Source organism: Bilophila wadsworthia ATCC 49260, from assembly GCF_000701705.1.
Classification (GTDB): Bacteria; Desulfobacterota; Desulfovibrionia; order Desulfovibrionales; family Desulfovibrionaceae; genus Bilophila; species Bilophila wadsworthia.
Genome location: NZ_JNJP01000026.1, coordinates 1 through 26211 on the forward strand (window position 1 = coordinate 1; position 26211 = coordinate 26211).

29 protein-coding genes are annotated in these 26211 nt (G+C 61.3%); 7 read left to right on the plus strand and 22 right to left on the minus strand.

Annotated elements, in window-relative coordinates:
* Positions 1 to 151 precede the first annotated feature (151 nt).
* A complete protein-coding gene (locus T370_RS0110420) occupies positions 152 to 373 on the minus strand; it encodes a hypothetical protein (RefSeq protein ID WP_029435680.1) in 222 nt (73 codons plus the stop codon).
* A gap of 114 nt (positions 374 to 487) precedes the next feature.
* Between T370_RS0110420 and T370_RS0110425 the strand changes: the two genes are divergently transcribed.
* The 7 genes from T370_RS0110425 to T370_RS0110455 all read left to right on the plus strand — a co-directional run bounded on the left by T370_RS0110425 (position 488) and on the right by T370_RS0110455 (position 10413).
* Positions 488 to 1291, plus strand: a complete 804-nt coding sequence (locus tag T370_RS0110425; protein WP_029435681.1) for a tetratricopeptide repeat protein — start codon at positions 488 to 490, stop codon at positions 1289 to 1291.
* 379 nt (positions 1292 to 1670) lie between these two features.
* Positions 1671 to 3938 (plus strand): type I DNA topoisomerase, encoded by a 2268-nt coding sequence (topA, locus tag T370_RS0110430; protein WP_029435682.1) that lies wholly within the window; start codon positions 1671 to 1673, stop codon positions 3936 to 3938.
* A 407-nt stretch (positions 3939 to 4345) separates the two neighbouring features.
* A complete protein-coding gene (locus T370_RS0110435) occupies positions 4346 to 4975 on the plus strand; it encodes an MBL fold metallo-hydrolase (RefSeq protein ID WP_005029318.1) in 630 nt (209 codons plus the stop codon).
* A 66-nt stretch (positions 4976 to 5041) separates the two neighbouring features.
* Positions 5042 to 6250: an argininosuccinate synthase gene (locus T370_RS0110440; protein ID WP_005029316.1), complete on the plus strand. Its 1209-nt coding sequence runs from the start codon at positions 5042 to 5044 to the stop codon at positions 6248 to 6250.
* A 342-nt stretch (positions 6251 to 6592) separates the two neighbouring features.
* The gene (argH, locus tag T370_RS0110445) at positions 6593 to 7981 is read left to right on the plus strand and encodes an argininosuccinate lyase (protein WP_029435683.1); all 1389 of its coding nucleotides are present in this window, start codon (positions 6593 to 6595) and stop codon (positions 7979 to 7981) included.
* A gap of 336 nt (positions 7982 to 8317) precedes the next feature.
* Entirely contained in the window at positions 8318 to 9136 is an 819-nt protein-coding gene (locus tag T370_RS0110450; protein ID WP_029435684.1) for a split-Soret cytochrome c, read from the plus strand.
* 203 nt (positions 9137 to 9339) lie between these two features.
* Positions 9340 to 10413 carry a DUF814 domain-containing protein gene (locus T370_RS0110455; RefSeq protein WP_005029311.1) on the plus strand — a complete coding sequence of 358 codons (1074 nt, stop codon included), beginning with the start codon at positions 9340 to 9342 and terminating at the stop codon, positions 10411 to 10413.
* Between the two features lie 249 nt (positions 10414 to 10662).
* Here T370_RS0110455 and T370_RS0110460 read toward each other — a convergent pair whose 3' ends face one another.
* From T370_RS0110460 to sctB, 21 genes are all read right to left on the minus strand, one after another.
* Entirely contained in the window at positions 10663 to 11349 is a 687-nt protein-coding gene (locus T370_RS0110460; protein WP_029435685.1) for a lytic transglycosylase domain-containing protein, read from the minus strand.
* A complete protein-coding gene (locus T370_RS0110465) occupies positions 11346 to 11762 on the minus strand; it encodes an ATP-binding protein (protein ID WP_005029307.1) in 417 nt (138 codons plus the stop codon). The genes T370_RS0110460 and T370_RS0110465 overlap by 4 nt, the downstream gene beginning before the upstream one ends.
* 10 nt (positions 11763 to 11772) lie before the next feature.
* A complete protein-coding gene (locus T370_RS0110470) occupies positions 11773 to 12108 on the minus strand; it encodes an STAS domain-containing protein (RefSeq protein ID WP_029435686.1) in 336 nt (111 codons plus the stop codon).
* 23 nt (positions 12109 to 12131) lie between these two features.
* Positions 12132 to 12782: a type III secretion system export apparatus subunit SctR gene (sctR, locus tag T370_RS0110475; RefSeq protein WP_009379588.1), complete on the minus strand. Its 651-nt coding sequence runs from the start codon at positions 12780 to 12782 to the stop codon at positions 12132 to 12134.
* Positions 12783 to 12784: 2 nt separating this feature from the next.
* Positions 12785 to 13846 (minus strand): type III secretion system cytoplasmic ring protein SctQ, encoded by a 1062-nt coding sequence (gene sctQ, locus T370_RS0110480; protein ID WP_029435687.1) that lies wholly within the window; start codon positions 13844 to 13846, stop codon positions 12785 to 12787.
* A 97-nt stretch (positions 13847 to 13943) separates the two neighbouring features.
* A complete protein-coding gene (locus T370_RS0110485; protein WP_029435688.1) occupies positions 13944 to 14618 on the minus strand; it encodes a type III secretion HpaP family protein in 675 nt (224 codons plus the stop codon).
* A 238-nt stretch (positions 14619 to 14856) separates the two neighbouring features.
* Positions 14857 to 15348: a type III secretion protein gene (locus T370_RS0110490; protein WP_005029295.1), complete on the minus strand. Its 492-nt coding sequence runs from the start codon at positions 15346 to 15348 to the stop codon at positions 14857 to 14859.
* A 2-nt stretch (positions 15349 to 15350) separates the two neighbouring features.
* On the minus strand, positions 15351 to 16667 hold the full coding sequence (sctN, locus tag T370_RS0110495; protein WP_005029293.1) for a type III secretion system ATPase SctN: 1317 nt from the start codon (positions 16665 to 16667) through the stop codon (positions 15351 to 15353).
* A gap of 241 nt (positions 16668 to 16908) precedes the next feature.
* Complete coding sequence (locus T370_RS0110500) at positions 16909 to 17529, minus strand: HrpE/YscL family type III secretion apparatus protein (RefSeq protein ID WP_005029290.1); 621 nt, start codon at positions 17527 to 17529, stop codon at positions 16909 to 16911.
* Positions 17508 to 18170: a hypothetical protein gene (locus tag T370_RS0110505; RefSeq protein ID WP_029435689.1), complete on the minus strand. Its 663-nt coding sequence runs from the start codon at positions 18168 to 18170 to the stop codon at positions 17508 to 17510. The genes T370_RS0110500 and T370_RS0110505 overlap by 22 nt, the downstream gene beginning before the upstream one ends.
* A 21-nt stretch (positions 18171 to 18191) precedes the next feature.
* On the minus strand, positions 18192 to 18968 hold the full coding sequence (gene sctJ / locus T370_RS0110510) for a type III secretion system inner membrane ring lipoprotein SctJ (protein ID WP_029435690.1): 777 nt from the start codon (positions 18966 to 18968) through the stop codon (positions 18192 to 18194).
* 60 nt (positions 18969 to 19028) lie between these two features.
* Positions 19029 to 19607, minus strand: a complete 579-nt coding sequence (locus tag T370_RS0110515; protein ID WP_029435691.1) for a hypothetical protein — start codon at positions 19605 to 19607, stop codon at positions 19029 to 19031.
* Positions 19608 to 19633: 26 nt separating this feature from the next.
* Positions 19634 to 20008: a hypothetical protein gene (locus T370_RS0110520; RefSeq protein WP_009379596.1), complete on the minus strand. Its 375-nt coding sequence runs from the start codon at positions 20006 to 20008 to the stop codon at positions 19634 to 19636.
* Between the two features lie 185 nt (positions 20009 to 20193).
* Positions 20194 to 20454, minus strand: coding sequence for an EscF/YscF/HrpA family type III secretion system needle major subunit (locus tag T370_RS0110525; RefSeq protein WP_005029280.1), 261 nt, complete (start codon positions 20452 to 20454; stop codon positions 20194 to 20196).
* 28 nt (positions 20455 to 20482) lie between these two features.
* Positions 20483 to 20686 (minus strand): hypothetical protein, encoded by a 204-nt coding sequence (locus tag T370_RS0110530; protein WP_005029278.1) that lies wholly within the window; start codon positions 20684 to 20686, stop codon positions 20483 to 20485.
* Positions 20679 to 22163, minus strand: coding sequence for a type III secretion system inner membrane ring subunit SctD (sctD, locus tag T370_RS0110535; protein ID WP_029435692.1), 1485 nt, complete (start codon positions 22161 to 22163; stop codon positions 20679 to 20681). The genes T370_RS0110530 and sctD overlap by 8 nt, the downstream gene beginning before the upstream one ends.
* Positions 22160 to 24034 carry a type III secretion system outer membrane ring subunit SctC gene (gene sctC, locus T370_RS0110540; RefSeq protein ID WP_029435693.1) on the minus strand — a complete coding sequence of 625 codons (1875 nt, stop codon included), beginning with the start codon at positions 24032 to 24034 and terminating at the stop codon, positions 22160 to 22162. The genes sctD and sctC overlap by 4 nt, the downstream gene beginning before the upstream one ends.
* Positions 24034 to 24477 carry a type III secretion system chaperone family protein gene (locus tag T370_RS0110545; protein WP_005029271.1) on the minus strand — a complete coding sequence of 148 codons (444 nt, stop codon included), beginning with the start codon at positions 24475 to 24477 and terminating at the stop codon, positions 24034 to 24036. The genes sctC and T370_RS0110545 overlap by 1 nt, the downstream gene beginning before the upstream one ends.
* A gap of 50 nt (positions 24478 to 24527) precedes the next feature.
* On the minus strand, positions 24528 to 24782 hold the full coding sequence (locus T370_RS0110550) for a hypothetical protein (RefSeq protein WP_029435694.1): 255 nt from the start codon (positions 24780 to 24782) through the stop codon (positions 24528 to 24530).
* A gap of 10 nt (positions 24783 to 24792) precedes the next feature.
* Positions 24793 to 25131 (minus strand): hypothetical protein, encoded by a 339-nt coding sequence (locus tag T370_RS0110555; protein WP_029435695.1) that lies wholly within the window; start codon positions 25129 to 25131, stop codon positions 24793 to 24795.
* Between the two features lie 8 nt (positions 25132 to 25139).
* A complete protein-coding gene (gene sctB, locus T370_RS0110560) occupies positions 25140 to 26114 on the minus strand; it encodes a type III secretion system translocon subunit SctB (RefSeq protein ID WP_029435696.1) in 975 nt (324 codons plus the stop codon).
* Positions 26115 to 26211 lie beyond the last annotated feature (97 nt).

Sequence of the window (26211 nt, forward strand, 5' to 3'; positions counted from 1 at the left end):
CCCTTCCCCAAGCCCCATCCCTCCCCTTCCCAAGACTTTCATCTGTGCAGCCGCCCGCCGCATCGGTTCTCGGCTATAGCAAAACTGTCGGTCCCCGCGGGTCCGTTTGGGTTTACGGGATTCTTTTAGCTTTGTGTCTCTTTACTTTTCCTTAGAAGGCCCCCAATATTTTCAGGACTGCACTCTCCTCATTGACAAAGACGACCTCCCTCCATTTCCCCAAAAGCATGAACAGGGATTCGATAAAGCCAAAAGTCTTTGAAGAGAGGGAGATGGGGGTCCGGGGGAAGGGGGAGGGAAACTTTCTGTAGAAAGTTTCCCTCCCCCTTCCCCCGGTTTTCTTCGCCACAGCCATATCGTTACGGTAAATCATTGACCTCTAGCGTGGGAGCCGTTTTTCTATGGTCCCCAAGGGTCGAAACGCCTCCGCCCCAATAGGCCGGAGATTCCGGTCGTTCGCCCTCTATTCCGACAGGAGGTTCTGATCATGATCAATACGAAACAGGTTGTCCCCGCCCTCGTCGCCGTCACGCTGCTTTCTCTGGCTCCGGCGGCGGAAGCCCTGGCCATAGAAGAACATGCGCAAGCCGCCAAACCTGCCGCTATGGCTGCGGATAAGCCAGCGGCGGCCAAACCCGCTGAAGCCAAGGCGGATACCAAAAAGGACGCCAAGGCCGACGTAAAGACACAGGCTCCGGCTGCCACGGATCCGGCTAAAGAAACCCCGGCCCCCTCAGTTGAGCAGGCCCAAAAAGCCTATGACAACGGCAGCTACGAAGAAGCATTCATTATTGTGGAACCGCTCGCTAAATTGGAGCACCCCGACGCCGAATACCTGCTCGGCCAGATGTACGAACTGGGCCGCGGGGTAAAGAAGGATACGGAACAAGCCGTCACACTGTTCACCTCCGCCGCCAATCAGGGCTATGCCGCCGCTCAGGCCAAGCTTGGACAGCTCCATATGGAAGGCAAAAAAGATTACGCCTCAGCCATGAGCTGGTTCCAGAAAGCGGCCGATCAGGGCTATGCCCTCGCCTACAGCGCCATCGGCGATCTGTACGCCCAGGGTTACGGCGTGGGACAAGATAAGGGCAAGGCCCTCGACTACTATAAGAAAGCCGCTGCCGCCGGCGACGCCGACGCTTGTCTGCACCTCGGCCAAATGTACGAACAGGGTAAGGACGTCAAGGCCGATCCGGCACAGGCCGCCGTCTGGTACAAAAAGGGCGCGGATCTCGGCAGCGCCGAATGTGCCGCCGCCCTGAAACGCCTCAACGATCAGAAAGCATAGGAAGATATCGGGAAGTGAGGAAGGGGCTTTTTCTGAAAGCAGACATTCTGACACTTCTATCCCTTTTGTATAGCTAGATCTTTATCCAATACCGTGTTTGGGTTTTCCGGTCCAAGGCGATCCGAGCTTCCCGTAAGCTTTCCGCAAAAAACGGCATTCATTCCGGCTGGAACAAACGTCTTCCGCGCAGCCGCCCCCCCGTCAATACGTTTACGGGCGGGGTCCGGGGGAGGGAGCTTTCTACAGAAAGCTCCCTCCCCCGAACGTTCTCCGTAACCGATTTCTTGCTCTTTGCGGCTTGACGTTACGCGCCAGTGTCGTATGTTGTGCTGCGCCACGGGTCATTTTCCGTGGCGGATTCAGTCAAAAGGATGCGCACATGGGCAAAAGTCTCATTATCGTCGAATCTCCCGCCAAGGTGAAGACCATCAAAAAATTTCTGGGCCCCGGCTATCTGGTGCAAGCCAGCGTGGGCCATATCCGGGATCTTCCCAAAAGCAACATCGGCGTGGATGAAGCCAACGATTTCGCCCCGGAATACGAAATCATCCAAGGCAAGGAAAAGGTCGTGCAGTCCCTGCGCGACGCGGCTTCCAAGGTGGACACCGTCTTCCTCGCCCCCGACCCCGACCGCGAAGGGGAAGCCATCGCGTGGCACGTCGCCGAACTCTTGAAGGACAAAAATCCGAACATCAAGCGTATCCAGTTCAACGAAATCACCTCCCGTGCCGTACATGAGGCGCTGGATCACCCGCGCGACCTCAACGTCAACCTGTTCGACGCCCAGCAGGCCCGCCGCGTGCTCGACCGCCTCGTGGGATACAAGATCTCCCCGCTCCTCTGGAAAAACGTCAAACGCGGCATCTCCGCCGGACGCGTCCAGTCCGTGGCCCTGCGCCTCATCGTCGAGCGTGAAGAGGAACGGCAGGCTTTCGTGCCCGAAGAATACTGGCTGTTCAAGGCGATCCTTGAAGGCAGCATCCCGCCGCCGTTCAAGGCCGAGCTTTGGAAAGTAGAAGGCAAGAAGCCGGTCGTCCCCAACACCGAAACCGCCGACGCGCTCGAAAAGGCGATGAAAGGCGCTCCGTTCACGGTTTCCGCCATTGAAGAAAAGGAACGCAGCCGCGCGCCCATGCCTCCGTTCATCACGTCCACGCTCCAGCAGGCCGCCAACCAGCGCCTCAGCTATCCCGCCAAGCGCACGATGAACATCGCCCAGCGCCTCTATGAAGGCCTTGAGCTCGGCGATCGCGGCACGACCGCCCTCATCACCTACATGCGTACCGACTCCGTGCGCATCGCGGACGAAGCGCAGAAAGCGGCGGCGGATTTCATCGAAAACCGTTTCGGCAAGGACTACCTTGCCCCCGGCGGCAAGCGGAATTTCAAGACCAAGTCCGACGCTCAGGACGCCCACGAAGCCATTCGGCCCGTCGACGTGACCCTCACGCCCGAGGACGTCAAGCCCTACCTCGCCCCGGACCAGTATCAGGTTTACCGGCTCATCTGGGCGCGCTTCGTCGCTTCCCAGATGGCGGCGGCCCGCTTCCACGATACGACCGTGACCATTGACAACGGCCCGGTCCAGTGGCGTTCCAAGGGCGAGCGCATGTTGTTCCCCGGCTTCCTCGCGGTCATGCCGCGCGGCAAGGACGAGGAAGGCGTGGAACTGCCCGCCCTCACCAAGGGCGAAACGCTCAAGCTCAACAGCCTGACCAAGGAACAGAAGTTCACGCAGCCTTCCCCGCGCTTCACCGAAGCCTCGCTGGTGCGCGAACTGGAAGAGCTCGGCATCGGCCGCCCTTCCACTTATGCCTCGATCATCTCCACCCTTCAGGACCGCGACTACGTGACGCTGGAGGAAAAGCATTTCGCGCCCACGGACTTGGGCCGCGTGGTGTGCGACCGGCTGCGCGAACACTTCAAGACGCTTATGGACGTGGGCTTCACTGCGCACATGGAAGAACTGCTCGACAAGGTGGCCGAAGGCCAGCAGGACTGGGTGGCCCTGCTCCGCAACTTCAACAACGATTTCGATCCCACGCTGCTCGAAGCCGCCAAGAGCATGGGCAAGGCCAAAACCGATACGGTGACGGATATCCCCTGCCCCGAGTGCGGCAAGCCGCTGGCCGTGAAGTTCGGCAAAACCGGGCAGTTCCTCGCGTGTACCGGCTACCCCGCATGCCGGTATACCTCGAACTACACCCGCGACGAGCAAGGGCAGATCCACCTTCAGGAAAAGGTCAAGCCGGAGTTCGAAAAGGTCGGGACCTGCCCCGAATGCGGCAAGGATCTCGTGCTCAAGCGTTCCCGCACCGGCAGCCGGTTCATTGCCTGCTCCGGATATCCGGACTGCAAGCACGCCGAACCCTATTCCACCGGCGTCCCCTGCCCCCGTGAAGGCTGCAACGGCGTGCTTGTGGAAAAAAGTTCCAAGCGCGGCAAGATATTCTACTCGTGCAGCAACTATCCCCAGTGCGATTATGCCCTGTGGGACTGGCCCATCGCCGAGCCCTGCCCGGAATGCGGCTCTCCGCTGCTGGTGCTGAAAAATACCAAGGCCAAGGGCAAGTTCATCGCCTGCCCCGAAAAGACCTGCAAATACACGCGCCCCCTCGAAGGCGGCAGCGAGGACGACGCGGAATAGTTTCCGTTTGACGGGAAATCAGGGCCGGGTTGACGGGCGTTGCGGCGCCTTCACCCCGGCCTTTGTCGGAATACGCCCTTATCCGCAAAAACTTTGCTGAACGGCGGACCATCGGTTGTATCGCTCCGGACCTCGCCATTCCGCCTTTTATTCAAAGAATAACATGTATTACTGGCGAAATATCCCGCGAAAGCGCTTTTCGGGGACCGTTTTTCCGCCATTGAGCGGTATTTGCACGAATGGCGGGTTCGGGCTATAGTCATGCAGTTTATCCTGATCACCAAGGATATGCCAAACCTACAGCCGCAACCGGCCTGCCCTGTTCCGGCTCTCTTTTCCCATGCGGAACGGAGCAGCCGTTTATTTGAGCGTCGGCAGCCGCTTGTCATAGAGAGGGAGATTTCAATATGCCCATCGAAACATTTCCCATCGGGCCGCTTGAAACCAACTGCCACATCGTCATCAGCGGCTCGGACGCCGTCGCCGTCGATCCGGGCGGGGATTTGAACAGCGGCCTCGGCGAAGTCCTCGCCTTGCTCAAGGAACAGAACCTCACGCTCCGGGCCATCCTGTGCACGCATTTCCACTTCGATCACCTGTATGGCGTGGCGGCCCTGCATGAAGCGACCGGCGCTCCGGTCTACGGCCCCGCCGGGGATGCCTCCCTGCTCGGCACCGAGCTCGGCGGCAGCGGCGCATGGGGTTTCCCTCCGGTGACGACGTTCAAATGGGAAGATTTGAAGGAAGGCCCGCACACCTTCGGTTCGATCAAGTGTGAAGTGCTGACTACGCCCGGACACACGCCCGGCAGCCTTTCCATCTATTTCCCGGAACTGAACAGCATCATGACCGGCGACCTGCTCTTCTACCACTCCGTGGGCCGCACGGACTTCCCCGGCAGCAGCCAGGAAGCCCTGCGCAAGTCGCTGCACAAGAAGATCTTCATCCTTCCGCAGGAAACCGCGGTGTATCCGGGCCACGGCCCCAACACCAACGTAGGCGAAGAACTCGCCAACAACCCGTACCTCTGGCTCTAACGGAACCGCCCTCCTCCCCGGTCCGCGGCTCCGAAAGCATATTCCTCATCTCATTGGAGAGATTTCATGGCTCAGCAGAGAAACATCAAGAAAGTGGTGCTCGCCTATTCCGGCGGGCTGGACACCTCCGTTATCCTCAAGTGGCTTCAGGTGAACTACGGCTGCGAAGTGATCACCATGACCGCCGACGTGGGGCAGGAAGACGACCTGAACGGCGTGGACGAAAAAGCCCTCAGGACCGGCGCGACCAAGGCCTATATCGAAGACCTGCGCGAAGAGTTCGCCAAGGACTTCATCTTCCCCATGCTCCGCTCCGGCGCTCTGTATGAAGGCCGCTACCTGCTCGGCACCTCCGTGGCCCGCCCGCTGATCACCAAGCGCCTCGTGGAAATCGCCCGTGCCGAAGGCGCCGACGCCCTCGCCCACGGCGCGACCGGCAAGGGCAACGACCAGGTCCGCTTCGAGCTGTCCGCCGCCGCCCTCGCGCCCGATCTGCGCGTGATCGCCCCCTGGCGCGAATGGGATCTGATGTCCCGTACCGCCCTGAACTTCTTTGCCGAACAGCACAACATTCCGATCTCCTCCGGTGCGAAGCACTACAGCATGGACCGCAACATGCTCCATTGCAGCTTCGAAGGCGGCGAGCTTGAAGATCCGTGGGAAGAACCCCTCGAAGCCTCCCATATCATGGCCGTCCCGTTCGAGAAGGCCCCTGATGAAGCCGAATACGTCACCATCACCTTCGAACACGGCGACCCGGTCGCGGTGAACGGCGAAGCCCTGTCGCCCGCCCAGATCATGGTGAAGCTGAACGAACTTGGCCGCAAGCACGGCATCGGCCGCGTGGACATGGTCGAAAACCGCTTTGTGGGCATCAAGTCCCGCGGCGTGTACGAGACCCCCGGCGGCACCATCATCTACGTGGCCCACAAGGACCTCGAAGGCATCACGATGGAACGCGAAACCATGCACATCCGCGACATGATGATGCCCTCCTACGCCGGAGCCATCTACAACGGTTTCTGGTATTCCCCCGAGCGCGAGGCCATGCAGGCCTTCATCGACAAGTCGCAGGAACGCGTTTCCGGCACCGTGCGCCTGAAGCTCTACAAGGGCAACGCATGGCCCGTCGGCCGCGAATCCAAGAACACCCTGTACTGCGCCGACCTCGCCACCTTCGAGGAATGCGCCACCTACGACCACAAGGACGCCGCCGGCTTCATCAAGCTGAACAGCCTCCGCATCCGCGGCTACCGCAAAGACCTCATCAAGTAAGATGAGTTGACTGTGAAGATTGGGAGGGGCGGGGAAACCTTTCTGAAGAAAGGTTCTCCCCGCCCCTCCCAAACCCTCCCCACCCCTTCCCAAGACTTTTGCAAGAGTCGATGAAGGGCGGGGAAACATACTAGGCAAACACGAGCATACGTCCCCCGGCAGGTTCCGGCCTGAATGGATGGGTGTGTCTCTCAAAGCCTCTCAAGCGGAACGGCTCCCCGTGCGGCGCAGCCGTATGGGGAGCCGTTCCGCGCCGAGGGGGTTTGGGGGGCATCATGCCCCCCAAGCAGGTCCGGGCGGCAGCCCGGCCGCCGGAGGCGCACAGCGAACACGGAGACACCAATGGCGAAAGAAAAACTCTGGGGCGGACGGTTCCACGAAGGCACCGCCGCTTCCGTCGAAGCCTATACGCAGTCCATTTCCTACGACTGGACCCTGTACAAGCAGGATATCGCCGGCTCGTGCGCCCACGCGCGTATGCTGGCCCGGCAGGGCGTCATCAGCGCCGAGGAAGCCGATCAGCTCGTCGCCGGCCTCGCCGCCGTGCGCGCGGAAATCGAGGACGGCACCTTCCAGTGGAAAAAAGAACTGGAAGACGTCCACATGAACATCGAAAGCCGCCTCACCGAACTCGTGGGCGACGTGGGCAAGAAGCTCCACACGGGCCGCAGCCGCAACGATCAGGTCGCGCTCGACTTCCGCCTGTTCGTCTCCGACCGGCTCCGCGAATGGCAGCGCCTCGCCCGCGAACTGGCCGCCGTATACATGGCCCGCGCCGAAGAACATCAGGACACCATCCTCCCCGGCTGCACCCACCTCCAGCCCGCGCAGCCCGTCAGCCTCGCCCATCACCTGCTCGCCTATGCCTGGATGCTCCGCCGCGACGTCCAGCGCATGGCCGACTGCGAAAAGCGCACCCGCATCAGCCCCCTCGGCGCGGCCGCCCTCGCCGGGACGACCTACCCGCTCGATCCCGCATCCGTGGCCCGCGAGCTGGACATGTACGGCACATTCGACAACAGCATGGACGCCGTGTCCGACCGGGATTTCGTCATCGAAGCCCTGTTCTGCGCCAGCACGACCATGATGCACCTCTCCCGCTGCTGCGAGGAGATCATCCTGTGGTCGAACCCGGCCTTCGGCTTCGTGAAGCTGCCCGACGCCTATGCCACGGGCTCCTCCATCATGCCCCAGAAGAAAAACCCCGACGTCGCCGAAATCATGCGCGGCAAGGTGGGCCGGGTGTACGGCGATTTGACCGCCATGCTCACCATCCTGAAGGGCCTCCCCCTGACCTACAACCGTGACCTCCAGGAAGACAAGGAGCCTTTCCTTGACGCCGACCACACCCTGAGCACGTCCCTGGAGCTTATGGCGGGCATGATGAAGGCCCTGCGCTTCGATGAAGTCCGCATGGCCCGCGCCCTCACCGCCGGTTTCCTTAACGCGACCGAGCTTGCGGACTACCTGGTCACAAAGGGCATTCCCTTCCGCGAAGCCCACCACATCACGGGTTCCGCCGTGGCGCTGGCCGAAGGGAAGAACCTCTCGCTCGAAGCCCTGCCGCTTGACGCGCTTCAGGGCCTGTGCGATCGCATCGGCCCCGATGTGTTCGACGTGCTCGAATACCGCGCCGCCGTCGCCCGCAGGAACGCCCCCGGCGGCACCGGCCCGTTGTCCGTGGCGCGCCAGCTGGAAAAGATGAAGGCGTGGCTCCACGAAACCAAGTAGTTTTCCCCAGATGAAAAAAGGTGCCCCTCGGCGTAATCGCCCGGGGCACTTTTTTTGCCCTCTAACCGCTCAGAAACGCAAAACTCTCATACGGAGCTGTCCCCTTTTTCCGTTAATCCCCATTGACAGGATAATGGATTGAAGGCATCCTTCACGTGAATTGTCGAACAACCCGTTCGATAAACGTCTGTACGCAGGCCATGCGTCGCGGACAAAAGCTTAGAAGGCTCTTTTTATCACCCAATATCGGTAAAAATGCCGAACGGACGTCCTCTGTGACGGGCAAAAACGATATTGAGCAGAAAAGGACAAACAAGCTTGCAAGGAGGAGTGGCTATGGAACTGACCAGAAGAGCGATACTTGGGGCATTGGGCGGACTCGCCGTCGGCGGTACCGTCGCATCCGTTGTGGGGACCAGTATTGCGGCGGATCCCAAGACCAAACGCTTTGAGCAAATCAACGGGGACTTTGGTTGGAAGCCCCATAAGCTTGATCCGAAGGAATGCGCCGCCGTGGCCTATGACGGCTACTGGCACAAGGGCTTGGGATGCGCGTACGGCGCATTCTACGCCATCGTGGGCCTTATGGGCGAAAAATACGGCGCCCCGTACAATCAGTTCCCCTTTGCCATGCTCGAAGTCGGCAAGGGCGGCATCTCCGACTGGGGCACCATCTGCGGCGCGCTGCTCGGCCCCGCTTCGGCTTACGCCCTTTTCTGGGGAAGAAAGGAACGCAATGCGATGGTGTCGGAACTCTACCGCTGGTACGAAACGGCGAAACTGCCCATCTTCAACCCCGGCGAAGCCGCCAAGGGCGTGAAGGGCGATCTTCCCACCAGCGTAGCCGATTCCGTACTGTGTCACGTCTCCCTGAGCCGATGGTGCTTCGAAAACAAGGTTGAGGCAAACTCCAAGGCGCGCAGCGAACGCTGCGGCCGCCTCACCGCCGACGTCACCTACAAGGCCGTCGAAATCATGAACGCTAAAATCGACGGAACCTTCAAGCCCGCTCTCGCTGCTCCGCAATCCGTCACCACCTGCGGCGAATGCCACGCCAAGGGCAAGGAAGCCGACAACATGAAGAGCGTCATGGACTGTACGCCCTGCCACAGCGGCAACGAACACCTGATGAACAAGTTCAAAGATCATCCCTAAAGTCAGCTTTTCCGCTGTCTAAGGGGGTCGAGAGAACCCGTATGCGTCCCGCGGTTCTCCCACACCTCATTCGGGGCATCGGACGATGCCCCCATAAAAAAGGGCATGTGCGATCCGGCAAACGCCGACGCCATGCCCTTTTCCCTTGTGCGCCAACACAACAGACGCTTGTGTTCATGTATCCGGCGCAGTAGAATAGCTTTATGAATACCTCCACTCCGCATGCATTTGCCCTGTTTTCCGGCGGGCTGGACAGCATCCTCGCTGCCCGCCTGATCATGGAACAAGGGCTGGTTGTCCGTTGCCTGCATTTTGTCACCCCCTTTTTCGGCAAGCCGCAATTGATCCCCCACTGGGAGAAGGTGTACGGCCTTGAGGTGGAAGCCGTGGACGTCGGTGAAGCGTTCGTGCGCCTCCTGAGGGAACGCCCCGCCCACGGTTTCGGCAAAGTCATGAACCCCTGTGTCGACTGCAAAATCCTCATGATGCGCAAAGCGCGGGAACTCATGAAAAAATGGGGAGCGTCATTCCTTATCTCCGGTGAAGTGCTCGGGCAGCGCCCCATGTCCCAGCGCCGCGACACCCTCAATGTCATCCGCCGCGACGCAGAGGTTAAGGAGTCCCTCCTCCGTCCGCTCAGCGCCCAACTGCTCGATCCGACCGCCCCTGAAATCTCGGGCCTGGTGGATCGCAACAAGCTGCTCGGTATCTTCGGGCGCGGCCGGAAGTCCCAAATGGCGTTGGCCGATCAAATGGGCCTGAAAGAGATCCCCACACCCGCCGGAGGGTGCAAACTGGCGGAAAAGGAAAACTCCCGGCGCTATTGGCCGGTCCTGACGCGCCTCAAAGAGCCGACGGTTGAAGACTTCGAATTGTCCAACATCGGGCGTCAGTACTGGTTCGGTGATCACTGGCTGTCGATGGGCCGCAACGAAGCGGACAACTCGGCGCTGGAGCGTCTGGTCCGTCCCGGCGACGCCATCCTCCGCGTGCGTGACTTTCCGAGCCCTTTCGCACTTGCCCGCCAGCTCACCCCGTGGGACAACGAAACGCTTCAGGACGCGGCCAGCCTCGTGGCCTCCTACTCGCCCAAAGGCGTCCGGGCCGCCGAGGCGTCTCCCGACGGGACCATAGCCGTGCGCGTTCAGATCAACGGCGAGAGCACCTTCGTCAATGTGGCGCCCAAGCGCACCCCCGCCCTTCCGTGGGGCGAGCCCGAATTCGTCGATGTCCGCAAAGCCATCAAGGCGGAGAACCGGCCCACGTTTGATGAGTAACGATGGTAAGCAGGTAGGTGGGGGGAGGAGGTCCCTTTCTGGAAAAAGGGGCCTCCTCCCCCCACCTACCTCCACCAAAGGCTTTCCACCCTTATTGAATCCCTCGCGGCGGCTTTTCCGTGCTGCGAGGGATTTTCTTTGTCTGGCGGCGGGCTCTGCAGGGAAAGGGGAAAAGAAGAGGGCGCGAGGATGAATACGGCGGGGACGTTTTCGAGAGAGTCTTTTCCTTGAAAAGAATAGCCGGATTGCTCAGTTGTCGGCATCCAGCAGTGACAGCACCTTGCTCACGTAGGCTTGTGTTTCGGCGAAAGGCGGGATGCCGCCATAGCGCAGGACGTTGCCCGGCCCGGCATTATAGGCGGCGAGCGCGAGATCAAGCCTGCCGAAGCGGTCAATCTGCTGGCGCAGATAGCGGCTCCCCGCGTCCACATTGGCCTCGGGATCGAAAGGATCGATAACGCCGAGCATCTGTTGCGTCCCCGGCATAAGCTGCATGAGCCCCTGTGCGCCCTTCTCCGATTCAGCGATGGTTTCGAAATTGGACTCCACCTTGATCACCGCCGCGATAAGCCGGGGATCGAGCCCGTAGCGGCCGCTGGCCTTGGCCACGAGTTCCCGCCACACGGCGGGCGGAGGGAGCGTCCCTTTTCCGGCATGGGCGCGGAGAACCAGTTGCGGCGACACCATGCGCGGCAGGGACAGCGCCGCCGCATGGGGCGACAGCGCGTAAATGTCCATCTGGTCGAGCAGGTTTTCAGTAGGGATGGAGGGACGCGGCGGCAAGGAGCTTTCGGATTGGCCGCCGGGATGCACGGGGCGCAGGCGTTGGGCCGGGCGCTCGTCCGTCGAGAGCTCCTCATGCAGGATGACGCCCGCCGAAGCCGTGCCGGATACGAACATCCCCACCGCCAGGCAAAAACTCAGGACGCGGATCACTCGGGCAGCGCGAAATAGAGTTCGATAATATTCGACTGTTCGTAGTAGGCATAGGTATAGTGGGCCACTACGGACTTGATCAAATGGATGCCGAGCCCGCCCACGGGCCGCTCGTCCACGCCGAGCGATACGTCCGGGACCGGCGCTTCAAGGAAAGGATCGAAAGGGGCTCCCCAGTCCTGCACCTTGAAGCAGAAGTACGGCACGTTGTCGAGCCGTACTTCCCGGCAGGCGACCTGCGCCTCACCCGGGACATCCGGATAGGCATAGCTGAATACGTTGACCAAAAGTTCCTCAGCGGCAAGCTCCACCTGCGGGATCAGCGGCCTGTATGAAGAAGGGATGGTCTCGTGGATAAAGGCATTGACATTCGCCAGCTGCTCAAGACTGGCCGGAACGCTGAGCGTCGCCATGATCGCCTCCTCAGGAAAGGGCGCTGACGGCCTCGTCGCGCGTGGCGTAAATGGGGAGCATGGAGCTGAATCCCGAAATTTTGAAAACTTCCGCCACCATCGACTGCATGGAACAGAACGCCAGCGTCGCCGCGGCGGCCTTACTCGCCTTAACCATCGTCAAAATGACCCGTAACCCTGCGGAACTGATGTATTCGACACCACCAAGATCCACCACGACCTTTTTGGCCCCGGAATCCAGAAGCTCACGGCAGGAGGTTTCAAAACTGCTCGCCGTGGTTGCGTCGATCCTTCCGGTAAGCGCAATGATACTGACGCAACCCTGTTCCGATGTGACAACTTGCATACACGTTCTTCCTGATGTTGTTGCTATTTGTAGCTTAAGAGCAATCCTTGACTGATCTTAAGCCACCCGTCAAGGGTCACGAAAAGCAGGAGTTTGAAGGGCAGGGAAATGGTCATGGGAGATACCATCATCATGCCCATCGCCAACAGGATATTGGAAATGATAAGGTCGATGGCGATAAACGGCAAATACAGCAGGAACCCCACCTGAAACGCCTTGGTCAATTCGGAAATGGTAAACGCGGGCACGAGGATCAGCATGTTGTCTTTGGAAATCTGATCATGCTGTTCTTTGGGCCAGATACGCTTCGCCGTGCTCATGAAGGCCCGGAGCACGCCGTCCTCCGTATTGTCCGAAAGGAACTTGCGCAGCGGCGGCGACAGCTTGTCGACGATGCCGATAACTTCCTTCGGCGAAGGCTCCGCGCTGATCTGGAGTTTCTCGGCGATGTCCATCGTACTCATCATCATGGGGGCCATAATGAACAGGCTCAATATGATGGCAAGGCCGTTCATGACCATCGCGGGCGGGACCTGCTGCACGCCGAGGGCGTTGCGGACAAGCGACGTGACCACCACGATCTTCACGTAGGACGTGACCATCATCAGGAAAAACGGAGCAAGGCCCAACAAAGCCATGCCCACAATGAAATACAACGGATTGACGCCCGTCATGCCTACTCTCCCACCTTGCCGAGGCTGACGACCTGTACGCCGAGCGTCCCGTTCAAATCCACAAGGCGCCCCTTGCCGACGGATTTGCCGTTGGCGTACAGCGTGACCGGGGCGAGCGCATCGCCGCCGAACGCGAAAGTATAGCCGGGGGCGAGCGTCTCCACGTCCCGCACCGTCATGAGGCGGCGTTCCAGTTCAAAGGTCAGCGTCACTTCCAGTTCGCCGGTATCGACGCCTTCGGACGGCGCGGCCCCGGCAGCCGTATTGTTTTCGTCGGACATGGGCCCCTCCTCGGGATTCAAGACAGAAAGGATGGTCGCGCAGCCCTCCGCGAGGGAGCAGGCGAACGCAAGGGAACGCGACGTGGCGCAGAGGCGGAGCGTAACGCGGCCCTCACGCGCCGGATAGGTTTCCGGCAGCAGCACATCGTCTGGTTCAAGGGAAGACAGCTCGTTGACGGAAAGCCGCATACGCCCCGCTTCGAGGCTGACCGGAACCGGCACGTCCCCGGCAAGCCCCAGTGCGCGGCGGCGCGGCAAGGCGTCCAGACGTTCCACCAGTTCGAGCGCGCTCTCCCGATCCGGGAGGCACAGCCTGACAGGGATCGGATACGCCTCTGCGGAGGCCCCCGCCCCCACCGGCACGTGCAGCGTCAGGGGAAGCGCACAAACGGCCGGTTCCGCCGTTTCGATCATCCGGACGTTGCGGACAGCCAGCGGCACATGCAAAAACGTTTGCGCCAGTTCCGCCAAAGGAGCGGCCAGCAAGTCGAGAACCGCCAACTGCAGCGCCCCGGGCAGTGCGGCGTTCGGCGGCACATCCGCCACTGCCGGATGCAAAGCCAGCAAGCGCAGGCTGCCGAGTTCCACGCGCCATGTCCGTTCGCCGCAAACGACGTCAAAAGCGCACACCGGAGGGACCGGAGCCGCAAGGCCCCCGGCCTCCAACGCGCACGGCGTACCGGCCACATCAATGGGCCACGGCTGCGCCCGCGTGCACAGCAGGTTGAAGACATGCGCTTCAAGCGGCGAAAGCGCCGGAGCCCGGAAAGGCAGTATCTCCATGTACTTCTCCGCCCCCGGCAATGGAGGGCTGTTACAAAAAGTTTCGGGCTACGCCTCTTCAAACGGCCGGCGCGGCATCCCTCCCCGTGCGCCGGGGTCAGGCATCCCGTTCGTCCGGAGCGACATACTCGCCGCGCGACTGCCGACGCCCATCGCCGTTCTCGGCTTCGGCCTCGCCCCGTTCAGAAACCACTTCGACGCGAACATCCTTCTCAAACGACTCAAGCCGCGCCTTCAAGGATTCCTGTGCGCCGACGAGGGTCTGAAAGGATGCCGCGTTGTCCGTCGCCAAATGTACCGACAGCACGCCGTCGCTCCCGCGCTGGAGCCGGATTTCGGTTCCGGGGAGGACATCCTTGCCAAGGGTGAGGCGTATCTCATGGCCCCCGTCGGGCCCGGAAACCAGAATCCGCTCCACGAGCTTTTCCGCCAGCGCACCCAAATCCGGAGCATCTCCGGACGGAGCCGCCGTTTCAGCCGTCTGCGCCGTGCGTCCGGCAAAAAGTGTATCCAACGGCCCGGTCATCCGGGAAAACATGCTGGAAAGCGCTTCGGCCTCGGCTGAGGTATCCTCGTCAGGAGCATGGGAAGCCCCACGTCCCCCGTCGGACTCCTCTCCTCCGGAACCCTGCCGTTCGTCAAGCGGACGCCGCCGCATGGCTTGCTGAAAGGTATCCACGTCCGCACCTGACGGCGCGGCCATGCCGGAATCCGCAGATCGGCCTTCAGCCTGCCCGAGCCGGGACATATCCACCTTCATAAAGTCAGCCATACGACACCTCCCGCATTCCTCCGCTTGTGGACGGGTTTCTTTATTTTGAAAGGGCTATCGCTCCAACCGGCGCTCAATTCCCGAAAATGCAGGGCATAATGGACGCAAAAGGCATTGGAAAGAGCGGTATAGCTTCCGTATCGGCAGATTTGAGGAAGCCGGACGGGAAAAACGTCTCTCCAGAAAGGTTTCCCTTCCTTTCCCCAATGCTTCCTGCCCCTTCGAGGGTGAAACGCCCCTAGAGCTCGCCTTCGGTCCCCTGAGGCGGCAGCGGTTTGAATTCTTCCATTTCCAAATCTTCCAGACGCTCGGCCTCGCGTTTGGCCTCGACGAGCCAGATGTCCCGATGCGTCACGATTTTGGCCGTCTCGTGCTGAGCCTGCCGCGCGGCCTCCCGGGCCTTGCGTACGTCCTCCTGGCGCTTTTTTACGTTCTCAAGCGCTTGGGCGATGGCTTCTTCCAGCTTCAACTCGCCATCGGCCAGCGCACCGAGCCCGGCCTTGAACACATCCAATTCCTTGAGGCTCAGGCCCTTGCCCATGATCGCGTCATAGCGGCGCTCGACCTCTTCCTGACGCCAGACCTTGTAGCGCTCCAGCTCCCCGCGGCACCGCTCCACCGCCTCCTGCGCCTCAACCACGGCGCGCTCGGCGGCACTGAGGGCATTCTTGGCCGCATCCTCCCGGTATTCGCGCACCTTAAGCAATGGAGCCAGCGGATACTTTTCCACGCTCAGGCCACCACCTTATACAGCGCCTGCAACGTTTCCTCAAAAGTGCTTTTTTCGTCCAAACCTTGCCTGAGGAACGCGTTTACGGCGTTGATCCGGGCCAGCGCGTCGTCGGCTTCCTTATCCGATCCTTTCTTGTATTCGCCGATCTGCACGAGCAATTCCACCTCGGCGAACTTCGCCAGCACCTTACGGAGCGCCTGCGCGGCTTTCTTGTGCTCCTTCGTAACGATGGCGTTCATAACACGGCTGACGCTGGCCTGTACGTCGATGGCGGGATAGTGGTTCGCCGCCGCCAACTTGCGGGACAGGATGATGTGCCCGTCGAGGATGGAGCGGGTTTCGTCCGCAATGGGCTCCGTCATATCGTCGCCCTCCACCAGTACGGTATACAGCGCCGTGATGGAGCCCTTATCCGAATTGCCCGCCCGTTCCATCAGCTTGGGAAGCGTCGAAAACACGGACGGAGGGAAACCGCGCCGGGTCGGGGGTTCGCCCGCGGCAAGGCCGATCTCGCGCTGTGCGCGCCCGAAACGGGTCACCGAGTCCATCATGAGCAGAACGCTCTTGTGCTGATCCCGGAAATATTCCGCCACCGCCGTGGCCGTGTACGCGGCCTTGAGGCGTTCCATCGACGAGCGGTCGGATGTGGAAACGACCAGCACGGCCTTTTTCCGCCCTTCCGGGCCAAGGTCGTTCTCAATGAACTCACGCACTTCGCGGCCGCGCTCGCCAATCAGCGCCAACACGCACACATCGGCGGAACAGCCTTTGATGATGCTGGACAAGAGCGTACTTTTACCGCCGCCAGCCGCCGCGAAAATACCCATGCGCTGCCCCTCGCCGCAGGTAAGCACCCCGTCGAGCACGCGCAGGCCCAGAGAAATCGGCCTGTCGATGATCTTGCGGAGCATGGGGTTCGGGGGATCGGCGTAAACCGGATAGTGGGTCCGGGGCTTGAGCGGCGGCCCGCCGTCGATGGGATCGCCGAGCCCGTTCAGGACGCGCCCGAGGAGATCTTCGCCCACGGGCACGGAATGGATTTCCCCCGTCGGGATGACTTCGGTTGCGGGCGAAATGCCCTGCAAATCGCCGAGCGGCGTCAACAGGGCCACCTGCTTCACGAAGCCCACGACCTCGGCCCGGAGCGTCCAGTCTTCCCACGGGTTCCGCAGGATGCACAGTTCGCCGACCTTCACCCCCGGCACCACGGCCCGGATGATGGTCCCCACGACCTGCTCCACGCGGCCCCGCACCTCCACCGAGGCGGTCGACTGCACCGCTTCCTCAAGAAGCGCTCCGATATATTCAAAGGCCATAGGGCATCCATCCGTTTGTCAAACCATATCCGCGAGATCCAAGCAGGCGTTCGCCCAATCGCCCCTCCGCAAGGGCCGAAAATGCGGGCGTGGCCCCAAAACGTCCTTTCTCAAGCCGTGCCGTGCAACGGCACACACCGCTCTATAATGGGGGAAACGTGTATACCAATGAATCGGGCCGCGATCGCATATGGGGCAGACGGCTAGCGGTTGTCGGCGTTGTCCCCGCAATCGGTGCGCGCTATGAAGCGATTTTGGAGCGCAGGGCGTTTTCCAGCGCCTTGAGCTGTGTCTCGAGGCTGGCATCGACCACGCCAAGCTCGCTTTCCAAAAGGCACGCCCCCCGCTCAAGACGCGCATCCGGCACGACATCCAGAAAACTGGCCCCGCCCGGCACGGAGGCCAGCATGGATGCCAACCCCTCCCGGACGGCCTTTTCATCAGCGGGCGCCACGCGGATCGTCACATGCTGCTGATTGCGGACCGTCACCAGCGCATTGCGGACGATACGGACGATGCGTTCGTTTTCGTCAATCTCGCCGATGACCTTGCGCACGGCCACAGCAACCACATTCACCAACGTGGCCTCAATGCCTTCGATGTACTCGACCGACGACAGCACGGTTTCCATCACCTTCTCGGCATGTTCGAGGCGGCCTTCCTCCACGCCGTCGCGGTAACCTTCCTCGCGCCGCCGCTCATAGGCCTCCCCGGCCTTGCGCTCCATGTCGGCCACACGCTCACGGGCCGCGTCGAGCACGGCATTGGCCTCCAGAAGGACGGCGGCCTCAGAGGCTTTGAGCACACGCGTCCCGGCGGACGGGGTTACCGTGTCCCCGGTCAATCGAAACAGGGAGCCCATTGCGGTGCAACCTCCTTCAGCAACAGCTTCTTCAGACCAAACCATACCGCCCGCTGAACCGCAGGCGACACCGACGGCGGAGCATCCTCAATATTCTCGGCGGCCCGTTCCTTCAAGGCGGCGGGCCAAGGAGCGCGGCAAATGGCAATCGCCAGACGGCCGTGGCGCTGCATACGTTCCAGCAACGGCTCCCGGACGTCGCGGCTCAGAAAAAACTGCCGCACACTACCGAGCTGATACTGCCCGCGCTGGATGCCATAGCGGTACAGCGGTTCCCCCAGGGCTTCACGCAGGGCCAAGACCGGCTCCCGGGTGATAATGCGAGCCAGCTCCGCAGCGTGGACACACACGCCGAACACTTTGCCCAGACGCTCCAACTCTTCCGCACTCAGGAAGGCCAAACGCCGTGACTCGTCGGTGAAATCCCAGAACCCTTCTTCCGGCGGCGCGACAGGCCACGCCAATACGGGCGAGCCACGCCGCGAGAGTTCCGCCGCCACAATCGCCGTGTTCAAACCGGGAACGCGCCATGCTTCGGGACAGTCCGGCACAACGGAGCCCAAGCGACCGTTGAAGGCCAGCATAGCCCGAAACAGCGCAGGTTTCCGTGCGATGATGTCCGAAAAAAACGAGGTGTGCATACCTGTCCGGCCGTGCCAGCGTTACGACGGCTGATCTTCCGAGGCGTTCGCCGCCTCTTTGCGCTTCCGCAGGGCATCACGCAGGGAAAGCGCCAACAGCGCAAGTCCGGCGAGCGCCGCCAAAAAGACGATCCCCGCGCCGATCAAGGCATATGGCGGCCCGTTCTGCGGCGCGAGCGGCAATCCGAGAAATTTCGGGGTTGGCTCCATGGGTACGGAAACCTGTTCCCGAACCGGAACGAGCATGACGGAAACACGTTCATAGTCGAGATCCGGCACGGCCTTGGACGTAAGCTCACGGATTTTGGCGACCAGGTTGACGACAGGCGAATCCGGGGTATGGCGGAGGAAAACGGCGGCGGAAGGCAGGGTACGCGTATCGGTGGCCTGATCCGTGCCTCCGAGCACCACATGGACGCGGGCCGTCAGCACGCCGTCGATACGGGAAAAGGTGTCGGACAGCTCCTGCGAGATGGCGTAGGCCATGCGAGCCTGTTCCTCCGAGGCGGATGAGATCATCCCCTGCCCGGAAAAAACTTTGCCGAGGTTTTCGTAGTCCGCCCGAGGGAGGTTGTTCTCTTTCAGTATTTCAAGGGACTGAACGAGCTGATCCTCATCCACGGACAAGGTGAACCCAGCCTTTCCAGCGGCGGTTTTCTCGGCCCGGATGCCGCGCTTGAGCAGCGTGGACAGCATCGTATTGACCTGCGCCTCGGTCAGCCCGCGGTACACTTCTACCTGACAGCCCAGAAGCGCCGCACAGAGCGACAACACCAGCAGAAACGGGAGCCAGCGCATCCCTTTTTTCCCGGACCCATGTGCTTCCGTCATATGTCCACGCCCCGTTTCCGTCACATTCTACCCCTGCTGCTTCAACAACGATTCAAAACCCTGATTGACCTGCTGCGACAACTTCGCCCCGCCCGTGGCCTGTACCCGGAGCATCCCCACAAGGAATTGCAGCTGGTACAACTCCGTCGCGGAAGCGTTCCCGCCGCCGACCCGCTCGAGCAGCCGGGCCAGCTCCTGCATGCCGTCCGTCTGAACGGCATCCGTCCGCCCTTCCACGGCCTGCGGCCCGGAAGGCGATTCTATCCGCATCGTACCGCCGATGCCGTCAATCCGGCTCCCCTCGGAGATGCCGTACACGGGATCTTCGGAAGGGTTCGGAGGGATTGCCTCATCCGTACGCGTCACTTCCGGGATATCTTGACCGGCCTCCTCAAAGGGCCCGTGCTCCCGCGAGCCTTCGGCAACGCCCTGCACGGACGGGCCGCCCTGCCCATCCGGCGCGCGCAGCGCATCCTCGAAGGCACGCACCAGCTCGGCGGGAGGTTCTCCCTGCGGGCCAAGGCTCCGCAGTTCGGCCCCCTTGGAGACGCCCAGCTTTTCCAGCGCCTCCAAAAGCTTTGAAGCCCCAAGACCGGAAATGTCCACGTCTACCTCCGCCGGATTACACCAGCCTACGGTTCTTGCCGGAGTTTTTCAAGCAACCCGGCGGCCAGCTCCGCTCTCGGGCCTTCGCCGGCGGCCAGCGGGGCAAGCACAGCTTCGGCTTCGCCTTGCCGTCTCGCCAAGGTGTAACACAGACCAAGCAGCGCCTGCGCGTCCTCATCTTCCGGCATGGCGGCCAGCACTTCATCTTTCAGGAGCCGTTCCGCCTCGTCGAAATCATCCACCACAATATGGCTCAGGGCCTTGCCCATGAGAGCGGGCGCAAATCCCGGGCGGAGCGCGAGCACCCCCGCGTACATGGCACGCGCATCCACCACGTTTCCTCCGTGACATGCAGCGTTGGCGACATCAAGCAAACGGCTGATCTGGGTATCGGACAGCATGGCGTTTCTCCAATCGTAAAAAGATGCGGGCAGCCCGGGCACCCCCGGCTAAACGCAAAAAGGGGAGAAGGGGACAGCCCCTTCTCCTTGTCCGTCATCCCGTCCGACGCGCCATGCGCGGGATGGAGCCACGCAAAAGCATCCGGGGTGCGGTCCCGGAACATGATTCCGGACGGGAGACAAACTCAGCCGGTACGCTGGGCAAGGCTCTTCATCATATCCGTCATGCTCTTCGTGACGGACGAGAGCGATTCCAGCATGGCATTGTACTGCCCGACTTCGAACTGGAGGGCCATCATGTCCTCGGGGCTGACTTCGTCCTTGCCCAGCATCTCGGTCATCTTGGCCTGCAGGTCCTTGCCCTTGCTGCTGATCGAATCCAAGCCGCTGTTGAACAGCTCATTGACGTTCAATCCCGGCGTTCCACTCGTGCCGTTGATATTCATGGCAAACTCACTTTGGTTAGAAATCCTTTTACTTCGCCATGTTGTCCATAGAATGCAACGCAGCCTGCGTCGCTTCCCGGACGGCCTGCGCCACAGCCCATTCGTCGGGGGTCAACCCCCTATCCATATGCCGTTTGACAGCCAGATCCATTTCCAGAACCTCATCCCGGATGCCCTGCAAGGCGCGGGGATCGTCAAGGGCATCCAGCACGGAAACCATCGCGTCACTCATTGGAACCTCTCAGTCGATACACGATTATCCGCCCATCCTTACGGAGCTTCAACTCCTTCACGCCGATGGACTCGAGCACATATCCGCCGGGGAGCAGACCGCCCTCAAAGACACGCTGCCCCGTAGCCAGACTGATGAAATGCATGGGCGTCAATGTTACCCCGGTCACCCGGATCTCCGGCATATCATCGGCTTGCGGCGCGGGAACGTCTCCCGCCTCCGCCTGCTGCGGCGCCGCGGCTTCACGCCGGACTTCGGCTTGAGGCCGCTTTTTCTCGAACGACGCAACCACATCGAACACGACCGGGACGCCGAGTTCCGCACGGGCCTTGTCCAGCACGCCGTCCAGACGGATACGCTGGGCCACATCGAACCGGCCCGCAAGCTCCACCTTTCCGGGCAGGAACCGGACCTGCACAAACGCCAGATCCGCCTCCTTCAAGAGCGGCAACAGGACCGCTTCAACCGCGTCGGCGTGACGGATGGTCCGGTCCAAACGGCTCCAGACGGCCTGGTCCCGCAGTTCCGGGACATCTTCGCGGACGGCGGAAAAGGCCTGCTCTTCCACGAGCCCGTCCTTCATGTACCCGGCAAGGTCCAGGCCGTCGTCCGGGTTATCCGTCTTCTCCTGCACGGAGAGGGAGAATCCCCGGCTTGCGAAGGCTGACGTTACGGCATCGACCCTGTCCCCGCGGAGCGTCACATCAAGATAAACAGGGTACTGCACACCTTGTGCCAAGCGCAGGAGATCGGCCCTTTCGGCATCGTCGCGCAAGACTCCCTGCACGCCGACGCCTTCATCCTGCGGAGATACGACCAATGTGCGAAAACCGTTTTCGTCAATAATGGTTTGGATTTCCTTGACTCTCGTTTCCGCATCCGGGGTTCTGCCCGCATAGGAAAAAGTCAGCCCGCACAGGCCCAGCAAAAGAAAAAAGGACAAGGCCAACCTCTGCGGCGGCAAGGAGCGCAACCGCTCCCAAAGCGTTTTGCCAACGCCGTTGGCGCCTACAGAAGTCCCTTCTTCCAACAGTATCATCGGATCACCGAGATCCATGACCGGCTCTTCGCGCTGCGGCTCCGCAGGTTCCGGGCGTTCCTGCACCGAACGCCGCTCCTGCAAGCCGGACGCGACCTGACGCCATGCGTCCGCCAGCTCGCCGGGCTCCGACCATGCCATGCAGGTCAAGCCCAGAAAAAACGGCGTACGCGCGGGGATGTCCGCACCGTCGGACGGCAAGGGAGCGCCATTGAGCAGTATCTCGCCGTCGAGCGGCGTCACCCGCACGGACGGGGCGCCGTCCCCGGAAAAGCCTATGACGATGTTCGCGTGCCGGGAAGCGACTGAACTGTCTTGAAGAATGATGTCGCAAGAGTCGTCGGACCCTACAAGCTGATTCCCCGCGGGCAAGACAAGTTCCGCCCCTATGTGGGGGCCGGAAAAAAGACGAAAGACAATCAAGCCGGAGGCACTCATAGCGCTCCCGCAGGCCGTGCCTGCGCCTGTACTCCGGGCGATTGCCGCGCCGCGGGCGGCGACAACGGGGTCGCCGTGGCGGGCGTCACCGTCTCCAGTTCGGGCCGTTTCCGGGAGCAGCCGCTCTGCGGGGCCGCCGGAACCCGTTCCTCATAATCGGCCTGCGTCGGCGATCTGTGGAATGTGGGTTCGTCCACGCGGGGGGGCGTCGTAGGGATCTCATCCAAATGGATGACCTTCGGCGTAATGAGGATCAGGCGCTCCATGCGTTTGGTCCCCTTGCTCGTCGTCTTGAAGAGGTTTCCGAGCACGGGGATGTGCATGAGGATCGGTATCCCGCTGGCATCCGTGGACTTCTGCTCGTAGTAGTACCCGCCGATGAGCAGGCTCTGCCCCGCGCCCACGATGGCCTGCGTGTTGATCTTCGTCTGCTTGATGGGCGGAACGCTGTTGTCGCTGACCGGCGCATCCTTGCTGTCGTTCTGGTCGTCCTGCACGCTGACCGCGAGCTTGATGGAGGTTTGGCCGCGTTCGTTGCGGATGATGTGCGGGGTCACGCGCAAGACCGTCCCCGCCTCGACCTTGAACAGGTCCACCGCCTGATAGCCTTCCACCTGGATGTAATAGGTGCTGGTGTTTTCCAGCGTGGCCTGCACATTGTCCACTGTCAGCACAGAAGGCCGCCCGAGCATCCTGGCTTCGCCTTCCGCCTCCAGCGCCTGGATGCGGGCAAGGAAGAAGTCCGCGCCGTGCGTATAGATGGTGGACAGGTTCATGCCCGTTCCGGACGGGGTGCCCATCGTGGGCAGAGGCGAAAATTTGTCTCCGGTGCCGGAAAACTCGCCTCCGGTGCTCCAGCCCTTGTCCCGGCTGTTCGCGCCCTGATACGTAACGCCGAGATCTCGTTTGAAGTCGGAATCGATGTCCACGATGGCGGCATGGATTTCCACGAGTTCCACAGGCCTGTCGAGATCCGCGATAACCTTGGCGTAGTACGGCATCCGGTATTCGGCATCATTGACCAGCACCGCATTGACGCGCGGATCGGCCATGATGTTCACTTGCGTGGCATTCTGCGGAGCGGCCTGTCCGCCCTGCTGCGCGGCGGGGGCGGGGGCATCGGGAGCCACGGGCGTCATCCGTCCCTGCGCGATGAGCCCGGTGCCGGACAGCTTGTCCACGGTGGCGGTGTCCTGCGTCACCCGGGTCGCGGAATTGGGCGAACCCGTGACCATGGCCCTGAGGATGCTCGCCACTCCGGGGATGGTCACCGTTTTGTCCATGCTGTTGACGGACATGTCTTCCGCCCACGCATATTTGAGCGGAAAGACCTTCATCACGAAATTGGTGATCTGCGCCTCTTCAAAGGCGGTGACGGCGGCTGAAATCTGGGCAAGGTAAGTGGGCGGGCCGGACACGACGATCATCGCGCCGCCGGGGGCGAGCGTCGCGGGCAGTTGCGGGGCGAACACCGCCGATTGCCTGAGCATCTGGTACAGACGCTCCGCGGTCATGGCCCGCGGGGTGATGAACGTCCGCGACAGTTCCGATTCGCTGTAAAAATAGAGGGTGGAGCCGAGCCGATACCATGTCACGCCAAAGGCGGCCTGCATCCCCTTCAGGAAGGTTTCCGGGGGAACGGCATCAAAGCGCCCGCTCACCTTGCCGACCACGCCGGGAGAGAACGAAGCGCCGAGCCCCTGCGAGCGGGCGAAGTTCGTGAGGATGACTGTCAGATCCTCATCGTCCGCATAGTGCGTGTACGGACGGGAAAATCCCCCTTGGACGGCAAACGCCGGGCAAGAAACCAGAAGCACTCCGAAAACGAGTGCAAAAACCATCAAGAGCGAAACGCCACCACGACAATGCATCAGCGCCCCATATTCCAGGCTTGCATACCGGAGAAGAAAGAAAACGCCGACGCGCCACCGCCCTGCACCTGTCTTTTCCACCATGCCAGATCATTCAAAAAATCCTTGGCATACCCCGGCATGGAGGCAACGCTCTCGGCCAAAGGCACAACAAGGTGCAGCGAAAACCTGCCCTCATCCACCGAAAGGACCGTCCTCCGGGAGCGCGAGGCCGCGACCATACGGGAAGCGCACTTCCGCAAGAGATCATCCGCATCCTGTTCCGCAGCGGGAAGCGGGCCAAGATCGGCCCGCAGGATGCCCGTCCGCCCATCAGGCGAAAAAAACTCCATGTCCAAATCGCCTTCAAGGCGAAAGCGGAAGACGCCGTCCGCGCCGGGAGAGGCCTTTTTCCAGCCTGCAGCCGCCGTCAGTGCGTCAACGGATTCCTGCAAAAGCGACATGTTGCCTCCTTGGGGGAACTATGCGGTCTTCCACAACGCCTTGTCAATCATCAAACGCGGAGACCCCAAACGTGCGGCATGGGGCCCTTCCCGCACGAAGGCGTATCCTTCAGGCATTCGTCAAGCTGGCGGTCACAACGCTCCACCCGTTTGCCGAGAGCCTCGATTTCCCGTTGTTCGGCATCCGTCAGGGCCTCCAAGGAACGCCCTTCCGCTTCGAGCTTCTCCGCGATGGCCGACAGCACCGCCGAACATGCGCTCAATTCTTCCAAAAGCCGATCTTGCGGTTCGCTGTTCGTTACCATGATCCTCCCCCTAATTATACTGCAACGAAGGGACGGCTATGCCCCTTCTGGAGCAAAGGGATTCGAGCTGCTCGAATTTAAGCGGCATATGCGAAACGACTCCGGACGCCGAGCGGCTTTCCAGATAGACCATTTTATTGCCGTTATGGTCGTGGTACGGCGTGAAGCCATAGGTGGAGCCCCGGCTGTCCCGTTCCGTCACCGTGGGCCCCGCAGGCGTGATGCCCTTGTTTGCCGCCGCGCTGATGGCGTTCGACACGCTCTCGATCGACGCGCCCCCGTTGGCGGATACGCCCGCATTGGGGGAAACTCCCGAAACCTGTTGCGTGGAAATGCCGTTGATAGCCATACGACCTCCTATCCCAAAATCCGTGAACGGGTCTGGTTCATATTCTGCTGGATGGCGTCCTGCGTGGAGATCGACTTCTGGATCAATTCGGACAGGCTGTCGTTGATGCTCTTCAACGCATCGCGGCTGGCCCGCATCCGCTCCTGATCGGCTTCCATCTCCTTCATGGCGGCGTCGTACTGCGCCCCGATGAAATCCCCGACGGAACCGACGATGCCGCTTACCCCCTGCCCGAGCTGGGACATGGACTGCCCCATGACTCCGTAGCTCTGGGACTGAGCCCCCAAAGCGCCGGACTTTGCATCCAGCGTCTTCATTTGCGTCTTCACATCCGTCATATCAGCCTTCAGCGACGCCTTCCGGCTTGAATACTCCGCATTGAACTGCTTCAGCTCATCGCCGGACAACTTCGCCCCTTCGCTCCGCAGGGATTTGAGATCGGCCTGCTTGTTTGCGATGTCGGTCTGCTGCTTGCCGAGGACGCCCTGCTCCTTAGCCAGCGCCCCCTGCTGCTTGCCCATGTTCAACTGCTTCATGCCCATGCCGAACTGGACAGCGCCCATGCCGATGTTGATCGCCCCGGACACGACGCCGCAGACGAGCTGCGCCACGGCCTTTTTGCGGATTTCATCGGCCTGTTGCTCCATCGACATGGCGATGCTGTCGGTTTGCGCTTTCATGACCTCACGGTTTTCCTTGCGCTGTTCGGCGCTCATTTCCGTAATGAGGGCATTGATGCTCGCCATCGGGGAGGCCACGCCCACCCAGGCGCCGAGTGCTCCGAAAGAACTTTTCGGCGGGGTGAGCGTCGGCAAATCGTTGCGGACCTGCGCGGCGGCCTCCTGAAAGGAAAGCCCCGCATCCATCGCAACCTGTAGCTCCTTGTCCACGGCAGCTCGGGAAACATTGACCGTCCCCGCATCGTTTATCAGTTGATTGTAAACCTGTTGTTGATCGGATGACAACCCTTGTATGCCTGACATATGCGTATCCTCTTACTGCTTACGGCCTTCCCGTATACGATTTGGCCACCGCTCATCCCGGTACGGGAAAACGCGAACTGCCCTCTCAGCCACTCAC

Bases quoted from the DNA above. Each gene is read 5' to 3' on its own strand.
- T370_RS0110420 (WP_029435680.1), bottom strand. From the start codon at position 373: ATGATTTACCGTAACGATATGGCTGTGGCGAAGAAAACCGGGGGAAGG.
- T370_RS0110425 (WP_029435681.1), top strand. From the start codon at position 488: ATGATCAATACGAAACAGGTTGTCCCCGCCCTCGTCGCCGTCACGCTG.
- topA (WP_029435682.1), top strand. From the start codon at position 1,671: ATGGGCAAAAGTCTCATTATCGTCGAATCTCCCGCCAAGGTGAAGACC.
- T370_RS0110435 (WP_005029318.1), top strand. From the start codon at position 4,346: ATGCCCATCGAAACATTTCCCATCGGGCCGCTTGAAACCAACTGCCAC.
- T370_RS0110440 (WP_005029316.1), top strand. From the start codon at position 5,042: ATGGCTCAGCAGAGAAACATCAAGAAAGTGGTGCTCGCCTATTCCGGC.
- argH (WP_029435683.1), top strand. From the start codon at position 6,593: ATGGCGAAAGAAAAACTCTGGGGCGGACGGTTCCACGAAGGCACCGCC.
- T370_RS0110450 (WP_029435684.1), top strand. From the start codon at position 8,318: ATGGAACTGACCAGAAGAGCGATACTTGGGGCATTGGGCGGACTCGCC.
- T370_RS0110455 (WP_005029311.1), top strand. From the start codon at position 9,340: ATGAATACCTCCACTCCGCATGCATTTGCCCTGTTTTCCGGCGGGCTG.
- T370_RS0110465 (WP_005029307.1), bottom strand. From the start codon at position 11,762: ATGGCGACGCTCAGCGTTCCGGCCAGTCTTGAGCAGCTGGCGAATGTC.
- T370_RS0110470 (WP_029435686.1), bottom strand. From the start codon at position 12,108: ATGCAAGTTGTCACATCGGAACAGGGTTGCGTCAGTATCATTGCGCTT.
- sctR (WP_009379588.1), bottom strand. From the start codon at position 12,782: ATGACGGGCGTCAATCCGTTGTATTTCATTGTGGGCATGGCTTTGTTG.
- sctQ (WP_029435687.1), bottom strand. From the start codon at position 13,846: ATGGAGATACTGCCTTTCCGGGCTCCGGCGCTTTCGCCGCTTGAAGCG.
- T370_RS0110485 (WP_029435688.1), bottom strand. From the start codon at position 14,618: ATGGCTGACTTTATGAAGGTGGATATGTCCCGGCTCGGGCAGGCTGAA.
- sctN (WP_005029293.1), bottom strand. From the start codon at position 16,667: ATGGCCTTTGAATATATCGGAGCGCTTCTTGAGGAAGCGGTGCAGTCG.
- T370_RS0110500 (WP_005029290.1), bottom strand. From the start codon at position 17,529: ATGGGCTCCCTGTTTCGATTGACCGGGGACACGGTAACCCCGTCCGCC.
- T370_RS0110505 (WP_029435689.1), bottom strand. From the start codon at position 18,170: ATGCACACCTCGTTTTTTTCGGACATCATCGCACGGAAACCTGCGCTG.
- sctJ (WP_029435690.1), bottom strand. From the start codon at position 18,968: ATGCGCTGGCTCCCGTTTCTGCTGGTGTTGTCGCTCTGTGCGGCGCTT.
- T370_RS0110520 (WP_009379596.1), bottom strand. From the start codon at position 20,008: ATGCTGTCCGATACCCAGATCAGCCGTTTGCTTGATGTCGCCAACGCT.
- T370_RS0110525 (WP_005029280.1), bottom strand. From the start codon at position 20,454: ATGAATATCAACGGCACGAGTGGAACGCCGGGATTGAACGTCAATGAG.
- T370_RS0110530 (WP_005029278.1), bottom strand. From the start codon at position 20,686: ATGAGTGACGCGATGGTTTCCGTGCTGGATGCCCTTGACGATCCCCGC.
- sctD (WP_029435692.1), bottom strand. From the start codon at position 22,163: ATGAGTGCCTCCGGCTTGATTGTCTTTCGTCTTTTTTCCGGCCCCCAC.
- sctC (WP_029435693.1), bottom strand. From the start codon at position 24,034: ATGCATTGTCGTGGTGGCGTTTCGCTCTTGATGGTTTTTGCACTCGTT.
- T370_RS0110545 (WP_005029271.1), bottom strand. From the start codon at position 24,477: ATGTCGCTTTTGCAGGAATCCGTTGACGCACTGACGGCGGCTGCAGGC.
- T370_RS0110550 (WP_029435694.1), bottom strand. From the start codon at position 24,782: ATGGTAACGAACAGCGAACCGCAAGATCGGCTTTTGGAAGAATTGAGC.
- T370_RS0110555 (WP_029435695.1), bottom strand. From the start codon at position 25,131: ATGGCTATCAACGGCATTTCCACGCAACAGGTTTCGGGAGTTTCCCCC.
- sctB (WP_029435696.1), bottom strand. From the start codon at position 26,114: ATGTCAGGCATACAAGGGTTGTCATCCGATCAACAACAGGTTTACAAT.